General features: G+C 41.4%; 15 protein-coding genes. 6 read left to right on the top strand and 9 right to left on the bottom strand.

What is annotated here, in order from left to right; genetic code table 11:
• Positions 1-11 precede the first annotated feature (11 nt).
• Entirely contained in the window at positions 12-995 is a 984-nt protein-coding gene (locus ACQY4U_RS01810; RefSeq protein WP_428327650.1) for a YihY/virulence factor BrkB family protein, read from the top strand.
• Between the two features lie 21 nt (positions 996-1,016).
• Here ACQY4U_RS01810 and ACQY4U_RS01805 read toward each other — a convergent pair whose 3' ends face one another.
• Complete coding sequence (locus tag ACQY4U_RS01805; protein ID WP_428327649.1) at positions 1,017-2,345, bottom strand: D-alanyl-D-alanine carboxypeptidase/D-alanyl-D-alanine-endopeptidase; 1,329 nt, start codon at positions 2,343-2,345, stop codon at positions 1,017-1,019.
• A 51-nt stretch (positions 2,346-2,396) separates the two neighbouring features.
• Here ACQY4U_RS01805 and ACQY4U_RS01800 point away from each other — a divergent pair, with 51 nt between their 5' ends.
• Positions 2,397-3,635 carry an aspartyl protease family protein gene (locus ACQY4U_RS01800; RefSeq protein ID WP_428327648.1) on the top strand — a complete coding sequence of 413 codons (1,239 nt, stop codon included), beginning with the start codon at positions 2,397-2,399 and terminating at the stop codon, positions 3,633-3,635.
• Between the two features lie 65 nt (positions 3,636-3,700).
• Here the strand turns inward: ACQY4U_RS01800 and ACQY4U_RS01795 are convergent, their stop codons facing one another.
• The gene (locus tag ACQY4U_RS01795; RefSeq protein WP_428327647.1) at positions 3,701-4,228 is read right to left on the bottom strand and encodes an OmpA family protein; all 528 of its coding nucleotides are present in this window, start codon (positions 4,226-4,228) and stop codon (positions 3,701-3,703) included.
• Positions 4,229-4,522: 294 nt separating this feature from the next.
• Between ACQY4U_RS01795 and ACQY4U_RS01790 the strand changes: the two genes are divergently transcribed.
• Complete coding sequence (locus ACQY4U_RS01790) at positions 4,523-7,138, top strand: zinc-dependent metalloprotease (protein WP_428327646.1); 2,616 nt, start codon at positions 4,523-4,525, stop codon at positions 7,136-7,138.
• Between the two features lie 102 nt (positions 7,139-7,240).
• Here the strand turns inward: ACQY4U_RS01790 and ACQY4U_RS01785 are convergent, their stop codons facing one another.
• Complete coding sequence (locus ACQY4U_RS01785) at positions 7,241-7,510, bottom strand: hypothetical protein (protein ID WP_428327645.1); 270 nt, start codon at positions 7,508-7,510, stop codon at positions 7,241-7,243.
• A 212-nt stretch (positions 7,511-7,722) separates the two neighbouring features.
• Here ACQY4U_RS01785 and ACQY4U_RS01780 point away from each other — a divergent pair, with 212 nt between their 5' ends.
• Entirely contained in the window at positions 7,723-8,874 is a 1,152-nt protein-coding gene (locus ACQY4U_RS01780; protein WP_428327644.1) for a hypothetical protein, read from the top strand.
• A gap of 195 nt (positions 8,875-9,069) precedes the next feature.
• The gene (locus ACQY4U_RS01775; protein WP_428327643.1) at positions 9,070-12,012 is read left to right on the top strand and encodes an outer membrane beta-barrel protein; all 2,943 of its coding nucleotides are present in this window, start codon (positions 9,070-9,072) and stop codon (positions 12,010-12,012) included.
• 76 nt (positions 12,013-12,088) lie between these two features.
• Here the strand turns inward: ACQY4U_RS01775 and ACQY4U_RS01770 are convergent, their stop codons facing one another.
• Positions 12,089-12,475, bottom strand: coding sequence for a response regulator (locus tag ACQY4U_RS01770; RefSeq protein WP_428327642.1), 387 nt, complete (start codon positions 12,473-12,475; stop codon positions 12,089-12,091).
• 182 nt (positions 12,476-12,657) lie between these two features.
• Here ACQY4U_RS01770 and ACQY4U_RS01765 point away from each other — a divergent pair, with 182 nt between their 5' ends.
• Entirely contained in the window at positions 12,658-14,337 is a 1,680-nt protein-coding gene (locus tag ACQY4U_RS01765; protein ID WP_428327641.1) for a DUF5060 domain-containing protein, read from the top strand.
• Positions 14,338-14,393: 56 nt separating this feature from the next.
• Here the strand turns inward: ACQY4U_RS01765 and ACQY4U_RS01760 are convergent, their stop codons facing one another.
• From ACQY4U_RS01760 to ACQY4U_RS01740, 5 genes are all read right to left on the bottom strand, one after another.
• Complete coding sequence (locus tag ACQY4U_RS01760; RefSeq protein ID WP_428327640.1) at positions 14,394-15,500, bottom strand: NADH:flavin oxidoreductase; 1,107 nt, start codon at positions 15,498-15,500, stop codon at positions 14,394-14,396.
• A gap of 17 nt (positions 15,501-15,517) precedes the next feature.
• Positions 15,518-15,817 carry an ArsR/SmtB family transcription factor gene (locus ACQY4U_RS01755; RefSeq protein ID WP_428327639.1) on the bottom strand — a complete coding sequence of 100 codons (300 nt, stop codon included), beginning with the start codon at positions 15,815-15,817 and terminating at the stop codon, positions 15,518-15,520.
• A 114-nt stretch (positions 15,818-15,931) separates the two neighbouring features.
• Positions 15,932-16,339 carry a protease inhibitor I42 family protein gene (locus tag ACQY4U_RS01750; protein WP_428327638.1) on the bottom strand — a complete coding sequence of 136 codons (408 nt, stop codon included), beginning with the start codon at positions 16,337-16,339 and terminating at the stop codon, positions 15,932-15,934.
• A gap of 147 nt (positions 16,340-16,486) precedes the next feature.
• On the bottom strand, positions 16,487-17,167 hold the full coding sequence (locus tag ACQY4U_RS01745; RefSeq protein ID WP_428327637.1) for a GNAT family N-acetyltransferase: 681 nt from the start codon (positions 17,165-17,167) through the stop codon (positions 16,487-16,489).
• Positions 17,168-17,321: 154 nt separating this feature from the next.
• Positions 17,322-17,759, bottom strand: a complete 438-nt coding sequence (locus ACQY4U_RS01740) for a hypothetical protein (RefSeq protein ID WP_428327636.1) — start codon at positions 17,757-17,759, stop codon at positions 17,322-17,324.
• Between the last annotated feature and the right edge of the window lie 523 nt (positions 17,760-18,282).

Raw genomic sequence — 18,282 nt, 5'->3', positions numbered from 1 at the left:
TTAATTCAAGCATGAAAGTTTTCAGCAAAGCATATTTTAAGGAACTCTGGAAGATAGTTGTAGCCACATTTATGGGCTTTATTAACGATAACGGGTTAAAGTTGAGCGCATCATTGGCTTATTATACCGTTTTTTCAATAGCACCGCTCCTGATTTTAATAATTTCAATAGCAGGTATAGTATTAGGGCCCGATGCGGCCAACAATAAACTATACCCGCAAATTGCACATTATGTAGGGTCGGGCCCGGCTATACAAATTCAGGATGCATTAAAAAACCTGCAGCTTTCGGGCAAATCGGCAACAGCAGTTGTTATAGGTGTTATTACCCTGCTGATAGGCGCAAGCAGTATTTTTGTGGAGATACAGGATTCATTAAACATGATATGGCGGGTAAAGGCCAAGCCTAAAAAAGGATGGCTAAAGCTCATCCAAAACCGGTTTCTGTCGTTCTCATTAATTATAAGTCTGGGGTTTTTGCTGCTGGCCTCCTTAGTAGTCAATTTGCTTTTAACAGCATTGAGTACCAAGATCCAGCATTTTTTGCCGGAGATCACGGGCTTAATTTTAAAGGGCATAAATCTCGGGGTAACACTGATAGTGATCTCGGTGCTATTCGGTATTATCTTTAAGTTTTTGCCCGATGTAAAGATCAAGTGGAAAGATGTACGGTCGGGGGCTATTTTTACGGCTGTTCTTTTTATGGGCGGGCAGTACCTCATCAATGTATATATCGAGTACACGGCTAAAAGTTCGGCTTATGGTGCAGCCGGGTCTATTTTGGTGATTTTGGTTTGGATCTATTACACGGCAGCCATATTATATATAGGTGCCGAGTTTACACAGGTATATGCCGAAGCCATTGGTAGCCGCATTGAACCTGCCGAATATGCGGTTAGCGTACAACAAACTGAAATAGAAAAAGTAGTGAGCCACCTGCCCCCGCAAAACCCGCAGCTGCAAGGTAATTTACGGCCCGATAAAAAACCTGATTAACTATTTTAAAAGGCAAAAGCGTCAGTTGTTATCATGTATAAAAGTGATGATCCTTACCATTTCGTCCCTAACCTGTGCAACAGGGCCTGCAAAATTATTGTTCATAAAGGAAAAGGCCAGTCGTTTTCCTTTTTTGGTGACCAGGTAACCGCTTTGATTATAGTTATTGGATAATGATCCTGTTTTGGCCCAAACAAAGGGCTGCCCGTTATCTGTTTTATAAGCTTTCTTAATGGTACCCGTAACTCCGCCTGCCGGCATCAGGCTATGAAGCAATTCCTCATTTTTAACCTCATCCAGTATTCTGCATAACAAAAAAACAATACTGCGTGGTGTAAACAGGTTATAGCGTGATAACCCCGAACCGTCAACCCATTGAGGGGCGTCAGGCAGGTCGTTTAAAAAGTGCGTCTTTGAATAGCTGATCACCGAATCGGCGTTCAATGTTTTAAACCGGGTGGTCGAGCAAACCAATAAAAGTTGTTCGGCAATAAAGTTATCGCTGGGTTGCAGCATGTGTTTATAAACGGTATCTGTGTTGGTGTTATAAATGGTTTTGGCATCGGCTGGTAAAGGCAAATGCACTTCGGTTACGGGCAGTTTTAAAGTGTCCTGCAGCAGTGCTAAAGTTAATGCGGTACTGGTTTTCCACGGAATTTCCTGCCTGTAGTTTTTAGGCAGTGGCATAAACGGATAAATCAAGGTGTTGCTCAAAAAATCGCGCTTTACCCTAAAGTTAGATGGGCGGTAAGTGGTATCACATTTTAAATAGGACTTTAAATAAGCAGGCCTTATTCGCAGCGAATCATTTTTATCAGCATACAAAATGGCTGTATTATCCAATAAGGGTAAAGCATTTATTTCAGTTTGATAATAGTCGTTATAATCATCCCAGGCCCAGCCGCTGCCGTAAAATTGGCCGGTATAATTCCCGGTAGCAAAGAAAAGCTTTTTATGGCTGTTCTTTAAAAACGTGTAGCCATTTATCCCTTTTAAATCACTGTGCAGAAAGGAAGGATCGCCGGTGCCCCAAAATATCAGCGAATCATTATGAACAACATATTTTAATGCCGGGATTGAATCGCCAAGCATTTTAAGGCAGGTATAAAAAGTAAAAAGTTTGGTGTTTGATGCCGGGGTATAATACTTATCATCGCTGAGCTCATAGATCATCTTTTGGTTATCCAGATCGTAAAGCGCAAAGCCTGTAAAATGATTACCCAATATCTGCGAGTGCTTAAACAGTTTTTTAATTTTTCTTTTACGGATATGCCCGGCATGTGCCTGTTGTATCAGGCTAAAACTTAGCAACAAGGCGATTAACAAATACGCTTTTCGTTGTATCGGCATATATTTTTTGCTATTAATACTGTATATTTAATTACCAAATATAAACCATTGTTGTTTAAGCTATTTCATATCGTAAAACACTTACGTGTTATAGCGCTCTTAACCTTACTATGTTGCTGCCATTTGCCTGCAAAGGCGCAATATTTTGATCTGGAACGCAATAAAAAGCATGTAACCATTCCTTTTCGCATGATAAGGGATATGATAATTATACAGCTTAAAATCAATAATAAAGGTCCTTTTAATTTTATAATTGATACCGGCGTTGGCCTTATGCTTATCACCGATCCAAAACTTGTTGATTCCATCAATATAGCTAATAAGCGCACTCTCAAAATATCGGGCCTTGGCGAGGGGGATGATTATGAAGCCTATGTTACATCGGCACTGGATATTAAAATACCCGGACTTATTAGTTATGATGTAGTTGCCGCTATATTAAAAACAGATCATTTTGGGCTGTCAAACTTTGCGGGTATGCCTATACATGGTTTACTGGGTTATGAGTTTTTTAATAACATGGCTGTTAAGATTGATTTTTCAGACAGTACCATTTCTGTATCCCGGCCCAGGGATATGCATACCTTTAAAAAAGGGAATAAGATTGCGCTAACTATTGAGGACGGAAAACCTTATGTACAAGGAAAAGTTACTTTTCCTGATGATGCGCACATCAATGATAAACTGGTGGTTGACCTGGGCGCCGGGCACTCACTATCGCTCGAAAATGCGATTAAAAAACATGGCCTGCCCGAAAAATTTGTTGCCGCTAATTTGGGTATTGGCATTACCGGGCCTATTAACGGTTTTTTGGGCAGGGTAAAAGAGTTTGAGATAGGCAAATACCGGATAAAAAATGTAATTGCCTCCTTCCCCGAGGGCGATCAGTATGATGCCTTATCCATAAAGCGCGATGGCAACCTTGGTATAGGCATATTGAAAAGATTTACCTTGTTAATTGATTATCCGGATAGTGTTATTTACCTGAAACCCAACATGCATATGAAAGATGTATTTGAGCATGATATGAGCGGGTTAGAATATTATACCACAGGTAAAGATTATAACCGTGTAATTATCAGCCGTGTTGAAGCCGGCTCGCCAGGAGATGAGGTAGGGTTGGAAAAGGATGATGAGATTCTGAGCATTAATTTTAAGATGGTATCAAAAATGACGATTGAAGAAATTGATAATATGTTTAAATCGCAAAATGGCCGCACCCTGCTGCTGCAAATTGCGCATGATAATAAACGCGATGATGTGATACTGACCCTTAAGCGGCGGATTTAAAAGTAAAAAATCCCCGGTAGTATTTAAACTAACCGGGGATTTTCTATTTACAATAAATAATAAGCTTATTGCTTTTTGATCTCTACACGGCGGTTTAGCGCACGGCCGGCTTCGTCAGTGTTTTCTGATATAGGGTTGCTTTCGCCGTAGCCTTTAGTAGCAAGGCTGGCAGCGTTTACTCCACTGTTAACCAAATATATTTTTACTGAATTTGCTCTTTGTGCCGATAGCTCCATATTATGGTCGGCTGTTCCTTCGGCAGATGCATAACCGTTCAGTATAAATTTAACTGATGGGTCTTTCTTCATTTCGGTGGCGGCTTTATCTAAAATTGGATAAGCATCTGTTTTTAATATGCCCGAGTTAAACTCAAACTGGATATTGTTAAAATTATAATCAGGTTTTTGAACAACAGGCGGCGGAGGTGGTGCCGGAGCCGGGTCGGGCGTTTTTTGTACCGGTGGTGGAAGCTGCACTGCTGTAACAGGTTGCGGCGCCGGTTTTTGAACTATTTTTTTGGGTTTGCAGGATTGTATGGCAAGTGTTGAAGCTACTGTGATTAATAAAAAGAACCGGAAGGTTAATTGTTTCATAATAAATGTGAATTTGTTTGATTTAAAAAGTATCTGTACTTGAAACGTATTTTATTGTGAATGTATTATATTTTTTATCAATCAGTATCAGTAGGCTTAGCTGCTATAAGCACAAAACTACCTGGTTTAATGCCCGGTATAATTAATACCAACATTTACAGGTTGTTTTAAAAGCTTATCCTATTGTAATTTAAATATCTTTAACACTTTGTAACAAAAATGTTGCTTTACTTAAAAAAGACCTATTTTCCATAAGTTTACAGCTTATACCCAAAACTATTTAAGTATTGATATATGATTAAACGATTAGGCGTAAATTATTACCTATGCTTAACAACAATAATTATTGCTGTTATTGCAGGGTCGTGTAAAACTAAAAAACAGGTTGCCGCTTCACAAACGGTAACGTTAAAAACTACCTCTACTGCTACGGGCTCAAGTGCTACGGCAACCATCGGCCCCGCTAAAAAAGAAGGTATCAAAAAATTTGGTGATCTTATCCCCGCAAAAACCAAGGTAGATAAGGGGCTTTTTAACACCTACAAAGTTGACGGTAAATATTACTTCGAAATCCCGGATTCATTATTGAACCGCGAGATGCTGGTAGTTACCCGTTTAGCTAAAACACCCGCTAATGTAAAAGTTGGAAACCAGCAATATGGCGGCGAAGAAGAGAACGACCAGGTTTGGAAATGGGAGCGCCACGACAAACAGGTATTTATCCGTGTGCCCAGCTTTTCAATAAGGGCTGATAGCACCAGCGATATGTACCGTTCGGTTAAAAACTCAAATCTTGATGTGGTAATGGCATCGTTTGACATCAAAGCCTTTAATAAAGATACCACGGGCGTAATGATTGATGTAACTGATTTTTATAATGGCGATATAGCAGCCATCAGTATATCTGATGAGTTAAAAAAAGCCTATAAAATATCTGGGCTTGATAATTCAAGATCATACATTGATACCATTAAAAGTTTCCCGATAAATATTGAGGCCCGTACCTTAAAAACCTTCCGCGCGGCTGAGTCACCTACCGATAACACCAATGCGGCAATAACATTTGAGTTAAATACCTCTATGTTATTATTACCAAAAACACCAATGAAGCCGCGCCTAAGCGATGACAGGGTTGGGTTTTTTGGTCAAAGCCAAACAGATTATGGTACCGACGCTCAAAAAGCCGAAGTTACCTCCTACATACACCGCTGGAAATTAGAGCCTAAAGACGAGGCTGCTTACGCCCGTGGTGAATTGGTTGAGCCTAAAAAGCAAATTGTTTTTTATATAGACCCAGCTACGCCTAAAAAATGGGTGCCTTACCTTATACAAGGTATAAACGACTGGCAAAAAGCATTTGAGGCCGCAGGCTTTAAAAATGCAATTGTAGGTAAAGAGGCCCCAACAGAAAAACAGGATCCTGATTTTAGTACCGAAGATGCACGTTACAGTGTAGTAAGGTATTTTGCATCAAATGTGGAGAATGCCTATGGTCCGCATATATCAGACCCGCGTACCGGCGAAATTTTAGAAAGCCACGTTGGCTGGTACCATAACGTGATGGAACTGCTGCGCAACTGGTACTTTGTTCAAACGGCAGCGGCTAATCCGGATGCACGTAAGGCTAAGTTTACAGATGAGCAAATGGGCGAACTGATCAGGTTTGTTTCATCGCACGAGATTGGGCACACATTGGGCCTGCCGCATAACTTTGGTTCCAGCTATGCTTACCCGGTTGATTCGTTGCGTTCAAAATCATTTACTGATAAACATGGTACTGCACCATCCATTATGGATTATGCCCGCTTTAACTATATTGCCCAGCCAGGCGATGGCATAACGCATTTTTATCCGCAGATAGGCGAGTACGATCTTTGGGCCATTAAGTGGGGCTATACCTGGTTCCCGGGTAAAAAATCAGCCAAAGAAGAAAAAGAAGCCTTAGCAGTATGGACAAAAGAAAAAGCCGGTAACCCGCTTTATTATTATGGTCGCCAGGGTACAAGCATTGACCCGCGCCTGCAAAGCGAAGATTTGGGCGATAACGCCATGAAAGCAAGCACCTATGGTATTGCCAACCTGAAACGAATTTTACCAAATGTTGAAAAATGGACTTACCAAAAGGGAGAAGATTATAGCGACCTACAAGATATATATGGTGAAGTTTTAACACAGTATTACCGTTACATGGGCCACGTGGTTACCAATATTGGCGGTATGAACGAGAACTTTAAAACATACGATCAAAAAGGTGCCGTGTATGATTTTGTGGCTAAAGACCGTCAGCGTGATGCGGTATTGTTCTTTAACAAACAATTATTTACAACGCCGTTATGGTTAATTGACAGCAAGGAACTAAGCAAGTTTGATAATGGGGTAATGATAAACCGTATTAAGGCCGTACAAACAGGTACTTTAGGTTCGGTACTATCGGCATCGAGGCTTGCCCGTATGTATGATAACGAATCAAAGAACGGTGCGAAAGCATATACCGTTGCAGATCTGTTTACCGATCTGCGTGCCGGCATATTTACGGCAGGTAAACCTGATGTATTTAAGCGCAACCTGCAGCGCGGTTATATTGAAGATTTAAAAGGTTTGCTGAATGATGATTTCAGAGGGATCCCGGGTGTGCCGGCTGCTACACTGGCAAGCTATGGCTTAACACCTATCAATATGGCCCTGTCTGACATAAGGCCGATGGTACGTGCCGAATTAAAATTAATTGATTCGCGTTTGCCAAAAGGTGGTGATGCATTAACCGCAGCACATTTTGCTGATTTGCACCAACGGATTAAAGAAGCACTGAACCCAACAAGGGCAGTTGTAAATTTACCCGGAGCAACCGGCGGAAGAGGCTTAACAGATGAACTGCCTCAAAAGGAGGACATGGAACCGTATATAAAATAATACAAGTGTATATTAAAACACACGCCGCCTGAAACTAAAACAGCCCTGCCTTTAAAAAGCAGGGCTGTTTTTATATATACAGACGAGTGAAAAGGGTTTTGATTACAGCTGGCTGATGTTCTCGAAAAATGCAGTTTGCAGATCTAATAACGACTTCACATTGATGCTTTCGCCATAGGCATCAAAACACAAAAACTTAGAGTTTTTGAGATCATTGTTCTTAGCCTTTTCAAAAAAGTTGAAGGTTTCGAAAAAATAATGATTGATGGTTACATTATTTTTATAGTTGGTTTGTGAGCCATTAAGGCGAAAGCCGATGGCATCGATCCAATGATGAACTTTTGAGTGTAATGACAAATTAATATTAGCCATAAGTTAATGTTTTTTAATTTTCAACGAAAATTATGCCAGTAATAAATGCCTAATAGTTTAACTCTTAACATTTGTTAGTCGTCTATGTTCATATTCCTATCGCTTAAATTTATAAAACAGCAAGAAAATGGTTTTCATTGTGCAACAATTGTAACCAAATTTTTAGCAGTTACGTAGAAAGTCGGTACAACAACAAAATATCATACGTGAATATGAAAACAACCAGACTTTTATTACCTATTTTATTCATAAGTTTTTTAAGCATCACTGCTTGTAAAAAAGACAAAACCGCCGGGCCTAAGGGCGATACCGGGGCAACAGGTGCAACCGGAGCCACTGGCGCAACCGGCGCTACTGGTGCAACAGGACCACAAGGCCCTGCAGGCGGACCAGTTGGCCCGCAAGGACCAAAAGGTGATACCGGAGCTGCTGGCGCAACAGGTGCTACTGGCGCAACAGGTGCTACTGGCGCAACAGGTGCTGCCGGCGCAACCGGAGCTACCGGCCCGCAAGGACCCAAAGGTGATACTGGCGCAACAGGCGCAACGGGTGCAACAGGCGCAACAGGAGCTACCGGCCCGCAAGGACCAAAAGGTGATACCGGAGCAACAGGCGCAACAGGAGCTACCGGCCCGCAAGGACCAAAAGGTGATACCGGAGCCGCTGGCGCAACAGGTGCTACCGGCGCAACAGGTGCTCAGGGTGCAACGGGTGCAACCGGAGCTGCCGGACCGCAAGGCGCAACAGGTGCCACTGGAGCGGCTGGCGCAACAGGTGCTACCGGAGCTAAAGGTGCAACGGGTGCTACAGGAGCCGCAGGTGCTAATGGTACCAATGGAACTAATGGCGCAACAGGGGCTACCGGTGCAACAGGTGCTACCGGCCCAGCAGGACCGCAAGGCGCAACAGGTGCACAGGGTGCTACTGGCGCAGCCGGAGCTACAGGTGCTACCGGAGCAACAGGCGCAACTGGAGCTACAGGTGCAGCAGGTAACGCAAACGTTCAAAACTACTTACTGTTAAACAAAGGTGTTTTTGTAGCCGGCTTAACTAAATTTTCTATCCCTGCAATTACGCAAAGCATAGTTGATGAAGGTACAGTATTGGTTTACTTAAGAAACACAGGTTCAACAGGTGGCTGGTATGCTTTACCTTATGCCGAACTGGGTAATACTATTGATCTTTCTGATTACGGTGTTGGTTACATCGATCTTAAAGCAAACTTTACACAGGCAAGCGGTATTGATTTCAGGGTGGTTGTAATTTCTGGAAGCGGAATCACTACATTAAGTGCTACCAATCCAAACTTAAACCTTAAAAACTTTAACGCAGTTGCTAAAGCATTACATATATCGGCCAACTAATATTTAAGATTCATATTCTTTTTATATAATAAAAGCTCCCGGCTAAAACCGGGGGCTTTTTCTTTTATATGTAACAAACCTGTTTATGTGTAACAATGCTATGATTATTAATTAATTAGCGGCTTTTTAATTGAACATTTGTGATTGAATTATGTCTATATATTATTCAAAAATAATACGTACATTAAAATCACAATGAAATCACTACTAACCGCCTTAACAATTTTTCTTTTAACCATTACTTATTCATTCGCGCAAAGCGGCCGGGAAGTGCATGGAACTATTATTGATTCTACAAAACAAACCGTACCATCGGCCAACGTCAAACTAATATCTGACAAGGGCGACAGCACGATTAGTATTGCAGATATTAATGGTAAATTTTCCTTTCAGGGTATAAAGGGTACTAAATTAACCGTTACTATTACCTCAATAGGCTACCAGGCCTTAAGAAAACATTTTACGCTTGATAATACCAATAACGCTGCCGATCTGGGTAACGTTGTACTTAAAATACAATCAAACATGCTGAATACGGTTACCATTGTTGGTTCTGTACCGGTAGTTATAAAGGAAGATACTGTTCAATACCAGGCCAGTGCCTACAAGGTTCGTGAAAATGCACCTGCCGAGGATCTGATCAAAAAACTGCCGGGTGTTGATGTTGACGTTAATGGTAACATTACCACACAGGGTAAACAGGTTACCAAGGTGCGTATAAACGGTAAAGATTTTATGGGCGGCGACGTACAAAGCGCAACCAAAAACCTGCCTGCCGATGTAATTGAAAACATCCAGATGATTGATGACTATGGCGATCAGGCCAACTTAACAGGTGTTAAAACCGGTGAGCCTGATAAGATCATGAACATTACAATCCGTAAAGATAAAAACTACGGCTATTTTGGTCAGGCAACCGTTGGTGATGGTGAAGATGCCTTACCGCAAAGCCAGGGCATAGCCGATAAAAACCGTTATATAGGTTCAATAAATGCATTTAAATTTAATGGCGACCAGCAGATAGCTGTTTTAGGAAGCATTAACAATACCAACGTAAACACGTTTTCGTTTGGTAGCACTGCAGGTGGCGGCGGCGGTTTCGGCGGCGGTGGCGGCAGGGGTAATGCCGGTCGTGGAGCAGCAGGCGGTAACAGTGGTAGCCTTACCACAACACAAAATGGTATCACTGATGCACACTCAATAGGTATTAACTTTCGCGATCAGTGGGGTAAAAAACTATCCGTTTATGGAAGCTATAGCTTTGCCGATAATACAGTAAATACAGTAAACAACATTTTGCAGCAAAATACATCTCCAACTAATCCTACCCAGCAGCAGCAAAATACTAACGAAAAGGATGAGAATATCAACCACCGATTTACCTGGAACATGGAGTATAAGCCCGATACCTCAAACTATTTAAAGGTTACCCCAACTTTTTCATACGCGGGTACCAATACCAATGATTTTGAAGACAATACCTTTTTGCGCAACAATGCAGTAAGCTCAGCCTATACTTCGCTTACCAATGGCGATTCGCAGGCGCCAACTTATGGAGTTATCGCTTTATATAATCATAAATTTAAGCACCGCCGTAACTTAAGCATCAATGCAACAGTAAGCTCGGGCAAAAGCGATTCGTATCAAAACCCAACCTACAATTATACTATTGGTGTACCAACAGCACCGTTAAACCAGGTAATAAATACCGATAGCCGCACAACCAGCTATGGTGTTAATTTATCATTCTTACAGCCGCTTGGTAAATTCTCATACTTAGAATTAAACTACGCCTTTAACCGATCAAACACAACAAACAATAAGGAAACGGATACTTTATACGATGCCGCTAACTACACCTTCAGGAGTGATAGCGCGTTAAGCACCCGTTACAATTATAGTTTTACTACCAACAAAGTTGGTTTAAACTATCGCTTTGTTCAAAAGAAATATAACTATACAGTAGGTGTTGGCTTTCAGCCGGCAGTATTGGATGGTGATTCGCCTACAACAGGTGTTACCACCCATGTGTCAACCTTTAACGTTATCCCTACTGCAAGGTTTATCTATAACTTTTCACGAAGCAAATCATTTAGTGTAAACTATAACGGTTCAAGCACCCAGCCAACTTTTGCACAGCTGCAGCCCGTTGTTGATTTTTCAAACGCATTATACCCGGTTGAGGGTAATCCAAACCTGAAACCACAGTTTACCAATAACATATCAATAAGGTATAACAACTTTAGCTTTGCTACCGGCGATGTGTTTTTTGCTAACTTAAGCTATCAATCAATCCAAAACCAGGTGGTTACCAATACCATTACCTACCCGCGCAGGTATTTGTTAGACCCAAGATTCCAGAATACGATTTTAACGCAATACACCAATGCCGATGGTTATTATACCACATCAGCACGTGTTAACTACATTAAACCGTGGGAAAACCGTAAATTCTCATTAACCTTAAATGGTACCGTTACCTATACCAACAACATAGGTTATTTAACCAACATTGATTCAACAACCTATACATCAACTACCGAAAAGAACGTTGCAAAAAACTTGGCCTTAACGCCCGAGGTTCGTTTCAGGGTTGATATTACTGATAAGGTTGATGCGCAGTTTATTACCAACTATGTAATAAACAGAACCAGTAACTCGGTACAAAATCCCCTTGTGGATGGAATTTCGAATTTAAGGACATGGAACATCGGCGTTAATGGTAAAAACTACTTTGGCGACTGGACTGTAAGCTACGATTACTCAAAAGCTAACAACTATGGTTATGCATCAAGCGTAAAGGTAACCAACCCCAACACGCTGAACATGTATGTGGAGCGCAGGTTTATGAAAGATCATCGCGGTACCTTCCGTATTGCAGCGTATGATTTGTTTAATGAAAATACCGGTTTCTCATCAACAACCACTGCAAGTTCAGTAACACAAACACATGTTAACAGACTTGCACGTTATTACCTGGCAACCTTTACCCTGCGCTTACAGAAATTTGCAGGTAAAGCACCAACACAAGATCCGGCAACACGTGGTTTCAGAAGAGATGGCGGCGGCGGTGGCCGTGGCGATGGTCCGGGCGGCCCTGGCGGCGGCGGTTTTGGCGGCGGTCCAACCATAAACTAAAACAAATACAGTACATAAAAAGGGCCTTGATTTTAAATCAAGGCCCTTTTACTATTATAATTTTTTTTAAATCAGGTTATTTCCCAGCGGGTAATAATACTGTATTTATTACGCGTTCCAGCTCTTCCAGGTCAAATGGTTTGGCCAAGTATGTTTCGGCACCCGCATGGCCTGCAAGCAGCTCAATATCGCTATTGGCCGAAAAATAAATTACCGGTATGTTTTTAAGCTCGTCATTCTTTTTAAGCGTTTGCGTGGCAATTATACCGCCATCATCAGGTATCCAGTTATCCATTAATATTACACTGGGCATAATGGCTGCTACCCTTTCAATAATATTATTGCAATCGGTATAGGCAAAAACAGTCCACCCTTGCTCTTCTAAAATAAAACTGCAGATAGATAGGATGTCTTCATCATCGTCAAAAATAATGATCTTTTTATCGGGGTTATTCATGGGCATATTGATACGTGAAACTATATATTCTTCATAAAAAAAACAAATAATTTATTAGTTAAATATTTTTCGTTTAAACTGTTTTATAATATCTGATACCCTATGTTTTTGTAAACGGTAATTGCAGGCATAATGTTGAGCCTACTTTACTTAATGCTGTAATTATTTTTCTTAATTTTATCAAACCAATGAAATTACCAATTATAACTGCCTGCTTTTTAATAGGTTTATTTAGCAGCCTTTGTTTGCATGCGCAGCCAAAAATAAACGGATTTAAACTATTAAGCAGAAGTGTAAAAGTATATGAAAAAGCAGAGTGGGATATAAAAGTATCAGCGGCATACATTAACCCATACGATCAAAAAGATATTACTTTAAACCTTTTGCTTACCTCACCGTCGGGAAAACCAATAGTACTGCCTTGTTATTACGAAAATGGCGATACAACTTCGGCTTTATGGAAAGCCCGTTTTACACCGCAGGAAACCGGGAAATATAGCTACACATTCAGTGTTCACAATATAAAAGGGGAGGCTACATCCGCAGCCGGGTACTTTGTAGCAGCACCGTCCTCAAAGCCTGGATTTTTGCACAAAAACTCTTTTTGGACCTTTAAGTTTGATAACGGGCAATTGTTTAGGGGCATTGGCGAAAACGTTGGATGGGAGTCGCGATCATTCGAGGACCCGAAGTGGACCTATGATTACCTTTTGCCTACACTCGCAAAAAACGGGGCTAATTTTTTCCGCACCTGGATGTGTTACTGGAATATGCCTTTGGAGTGGCAAAAGGTTGACCATACCAAACGCTACACAAATACAGATAAATACTTTAACCCCGGGGCTATTAAGCGGATGGATGAGTTAGTAAACCTTACTGACTCATTGGGCTTATATTTTATGCTGACCTTGGACTGGCACGGCCACCTGATGGAAGCCGGCGGCTGGAAAAACAGCCCCTATAACGTATTAAATGGCGGCCCGGCTAAAACGCCGGTTGACTTTTTTACGATGCGCAGTGCCCGCGACAAGTACAAAAACAAGCTGCGCTATGTAATTGCGCGCTGGGGTTACAGTACTAATATTGCCGCCTTTGAGTTTTTTAACGAGATTGATAACGCCGCGTTTAACGCCGCTGACAGCATTATTATTCCGCATAGTGCAATTGTGCAGTGGCACGATGAAATGAGCCGCTACCTAAAGGATATTGACCCTTACCGCCACATGGTTACCACCAGTGTATCGCACAGGGACATAATCGGCATGAATTCACTGGCTTATATTGATTTTAACCAGAAACATATTTATAAGCATACCGAAAAAATTCCTGCTATTTACCCTGACTATATACATTACTATAACAAGCCTTATGTGGTTGGTGAATTTGGCTTTAGGTGGGAAGATGACAACCCGCAATACGGCGAAGGGTTTGATTACGATTATAAACGCGGATTATGGTATGGCCTTTTTAGCCCCACACCGCTTTTACCCATGACCTGGTGGTGGGAGCTTTTTGATACACGTGGTATGACCCCATATTTTAACGGGGTACGCCAGATAAGCGACCAAATGCTGAAGGCCGGGAAAGGAAGCTTTGAGCCGTTTACAGTAACTGCCAGCCAAATAGAAAGCTATGGTGTTAAATGCGGCAATAAATATTTTATTTACCTGCTTAACAATACCGATGAAAAAATTATTAGCCCTATTTCATTTACGGGTACGGCTAAAGCGGTAAAGGGGCAATCCTTTAATCCCGCTACGCGGCAATATGAAACCTTAAACGGATTGACTTTGGTAAATGGCAAGGTGAGCTTAAAAAGCATTGCCTTAGCCGCAAAGCAGGAAATGGTTTTGGTGATCACAGAATAATAAAAAGCCCTGCTAAGTTTTTATCCTCAGCAGGGCTTTTTGTTATAATAGTTTACTTATGCAAGCACTAATTTAGCAAGGGCCTCTTTAGTAAATCCTTTTAATTCGCTGGTGCGGTTTTCGTGGATCTTTTGTACCCAATTTGGATCTGACAATAGCGGACGGCCAACAGCAGCCAGATCAAAATCGCCACGATCCATACGGCGGATCAACTCATCTAATGATCTTACCTCTGAACTTTCACCGGCAAAAGCAGTAAAAAAGTCGCCGCTTAAGCCTATTGAGCCTACTGATATGGTTGCTCTACCGGTTATCTTTTTAGCCCAGCCCGCAAAGTTAAGGTCTGAACCTTCAAACTCCGGATCGTAAAAACGGCGTTGTGAACAATGGAAAATATCAACCCCGGCATCAGCCATCGGGTTTAACCATGCTTCCATTTCGGCTGGGGTTTTGGCCATTTGTAAAGTATAATCAGCCTGTTTCCATTGTGATAAGCGGATAATGATGGCAAAATCTTCGCCAACCTGTTTGCGTACTTCTTTAATTACCTCAATAGCAAAACGGCTGCGTTGGGCTAAGGTTTTACCACCATAAATATCGGTGCGGTTATTGGTAGCATCCCAAAAAAACTGGTCGATAAGGTAGCCATGTGCCCCATGAATTTCAACACAATCAAAGCCTAATCTTTTTGCATCAGCGGCAGCACGGCCAAAAGCGGCAATCGTATCGGCAATATCAGCTTCCGTCATGGCCTTGCCGTTACTAAAGCCGGGCCTGTTCAGGTCTGATGGTCCTTCAAAGGGTTGTGATGGTACCCAGCCTGAATGGTGGTTATCCATAATACCCATGTGCCATATCTGCGGGCCCATCTGGCCACCGGCAGCATGCACGCCATCAATTACATTTTGCCACCCGCCCAATGCCTGCTCGCCATAAAAATGAGGGATATTGGCATCATTTGATGAAGAAACACGGTCAATCACCGTACCTTCAGATAAGATCAGGCCAACTTCGCCTTCGGCACGTTTACGGTAGTAAGCAGCAACTTCAGCAGTTGGAACACCACCCGGCGAAAATGAGCGCGTCATAGGCGCCATTACAATGCGGTTTTTTATATTTAATGATTTCAGGCTGAACGGCCTGAATAAAACGTCAGTATTCATATTTATCTGTTTAATATTTATATTTCTGATTGAATAAGATGGCTAAGGGCAGCAAAGGCTTCCTCGTTTCTTTTATAATAGGTCCACTGCCCTTTGCGGGTTGATATAACCAGGCCGGCGCGCTGCAGCATCGCTAAGTATTCGGATACGGTTGATTGTGTTAAACCGGCTTTTACCTGGATTTGCCCAACGCATACGCCATCGGTAAAGCCTACTGCTAACTGTTCCGGAAAGTTTTCTCCGGGGTCTTTTAACCAGTTTAAAATCTGTAAACGGGTTTTGTTTGACAGTGCTTTAAAAATGTCTACCTGATCCATAGTACAAAGGTATATCGGATTTTCCCGATATACCAATTAATAAAAATTAGATGACATTTATTTGACTGCCCAAATTGCAGATGGCGAAATAAAGGGCTTGCGAGAATGGCTGGTTTAATAAACAGTGAACGTGCCGTTGAATATTTTAACCGTACTGGTTTTATCAAAAGGGCGGGTGGCAGTTACTGTTAGGGTAGTGGTGCCTGTCTTTATTGCGGCGAAGGTCCAGGTATCGGTACCAAAATCGCCAATGGCATTGGTGGTTGATGGGGTGTGCACATGGTTGCTTATACTTAATACGTTGGTATCAAACACCGGTGCATCAAACGCGTAGCCGCCATCACCGGGGTTACCTAAGTTTACGGTAAATACCTGGCCCTTTGCAAGGGTTTCTGTTTTGCCGTTATTCTGTGCGGTAAGTTGTACCATTGTCTTGTTTGTGTTTTGATCTTTTTTGCAGGATAGCATTATGCAGCTTAAACAAGCTACAACAAATAAAACAATAACAGGTTTCGTTTTCATGTTTTTGATTTAATATAACACAAGGCCTTACGGGTAAAGCAATAATTGGTTTACAGGTATTACGGAGCCGCAACGCACTTCGCGACAGTAAATTAAATAAATTTTTAATTTTTATGGCAGATAGCCTGAACGCTGAAGTACTTTGAGTTAGTTTTTTTGGATGGTATAAATAATAAGCTCCCTGCGGATGGCAAAACCTAAGGATTGGTAAACCTTAATGGCCCGCTCATTAGCCGTTAACACATGCAGGATGGGGATGCCGGCGGCGGCTTTTATATCATTGATCTGATCGGTGATGAGTTGTTTGGCATAACCATTACCCAGGTAATTGGGATGGGTACAAACGGCGCTGATCTCGGTGTACGCAAAGGGGTGCATTCTTTGCCCGGTCATGGCTACTAATTCGTCGTTTTTAAATATGCCTTTATAGTTACCGAAATGGATGGTTTTAGCAGCAAACGGCCCCGGATTGGTTAATTTGGTGAGGGTCAGCATAGCAGGTACATGCTGCTCATTTAAAGGCACAAGTTCCTCCTTGCCGGTTATAGCAGGCGCATTACCTTCAAATATCATCTGGAATACTTTTATATCGCGTACAACTGCCCAGGGTGCCGGGATGTTTATTTCAGTTGGACTAACCAATGCAAAATAACCGGCATACGGAATGCAATCATACAGGCTTTGAAAGTTTGCCTGCGATGGTTCCCTTACCGCAACAAACGGCGATACCTCCCTGTCGAAATACTTAGCATGCTCGGTGCCGTTAGCTAAGTTTTTATTGCCCGATGTTAAGGCGTTGTAGGCAGGGTTATCAAGTATATGCTCCATTTGTTAGTATGCGCACCTTTTAAATTGGTGGCTGCAAATGTAATAACCAATAGCAATAGCCGCTTAGCTTTTGATAATTTATTGGTAAACTTAAAAATGGTTAAGTTGAAAGGTTTACTATGCTAACCACGAGTTGCAAGTTTGCGGTAGCGGGTTAAAACGGAATAATGTAAGTTGTGATTTTTATAGCCGAATTGTTATTCTTTATGAAGTCTATCTCTTCATTTCTACTGCCTTTTTCATACACTGCCTTGATTGCGAACCTGTACAGGGTTTCGGAAGATGTACCGGATTCTCGCCTTACAGTAAATGTATTGCTAATTACGAAGTCTTGATAGGGCCCCATTTTGTCAAATGTCGTTTTTGCCATACGACTTATAGTTTTTGAATCTGTCAACTTCTTTAACGAATCGCTTACCATGTTATCTAAATCATCAAAGTTTTTACTTTGAACTAAATTGTAGAATTGGAACAATTTGGTTTTTCCATCATGAATGTCCTCTTTTCGATTAATGTAATTAGTTGTTAAAGTGCATGAAGATAATATAAGAAATATGCAAAAGAGTATTTGGTACCTCATCTTTTTTATCATGTTAGTTTTATGGATATTTTAAAAACTCAGAACTATTTTGGATTTTTATTACTAAATGCTGTCTTTGTAAACCTTATCTACGCACGAAAAAGGAAGGAGGATAGTTTTGCTACCCCTCTTTATTATTATTGAGTACTGTCCTGCCTTTTTAATTAGAGTATCGCAGACTATGAATTTATCGAGATTATGGGCTATGTAGCCCGTTCCATCATAAAATTCTGTATCATAGCCGGTCTGTATGTCAGATCCGTAGAGGTATGCGTCCCTGCTGTTATAATTATTATATTTCTTGTGCAAAACCAGATTAAACGTTTTATTATTCTTAAAGTCTTCGGCCAACTTATCACACGAAAATTTCGGAATACAGGCGGTTGAAAGAAAAATAAAGCCTAAGTAAATATTTTTTGAAATTGTCTTTGTCATATGGATATTACAAATGATTAGTATATAAAGAGTACTACTATTATAGCAAATACTACCCCGCCCAACCCTCTCTGCCCAAGCTTCTGAAATTAATGGCTTC

The organism is Mucilaginibacter sp., from assembly GCF_965277465.1.
In the GTDB taxonomy this organism is placed as follows: Bacteria; Bacteroidota; Bacteroidia; order Sphingobacteriales; family Sphingobacteriaceae; genus Mucilaginibacter.
Note: the sequence above shows the minus strand (reverse complement) of the source record. Positions and strands in the feature narration are given on the sequence as shown.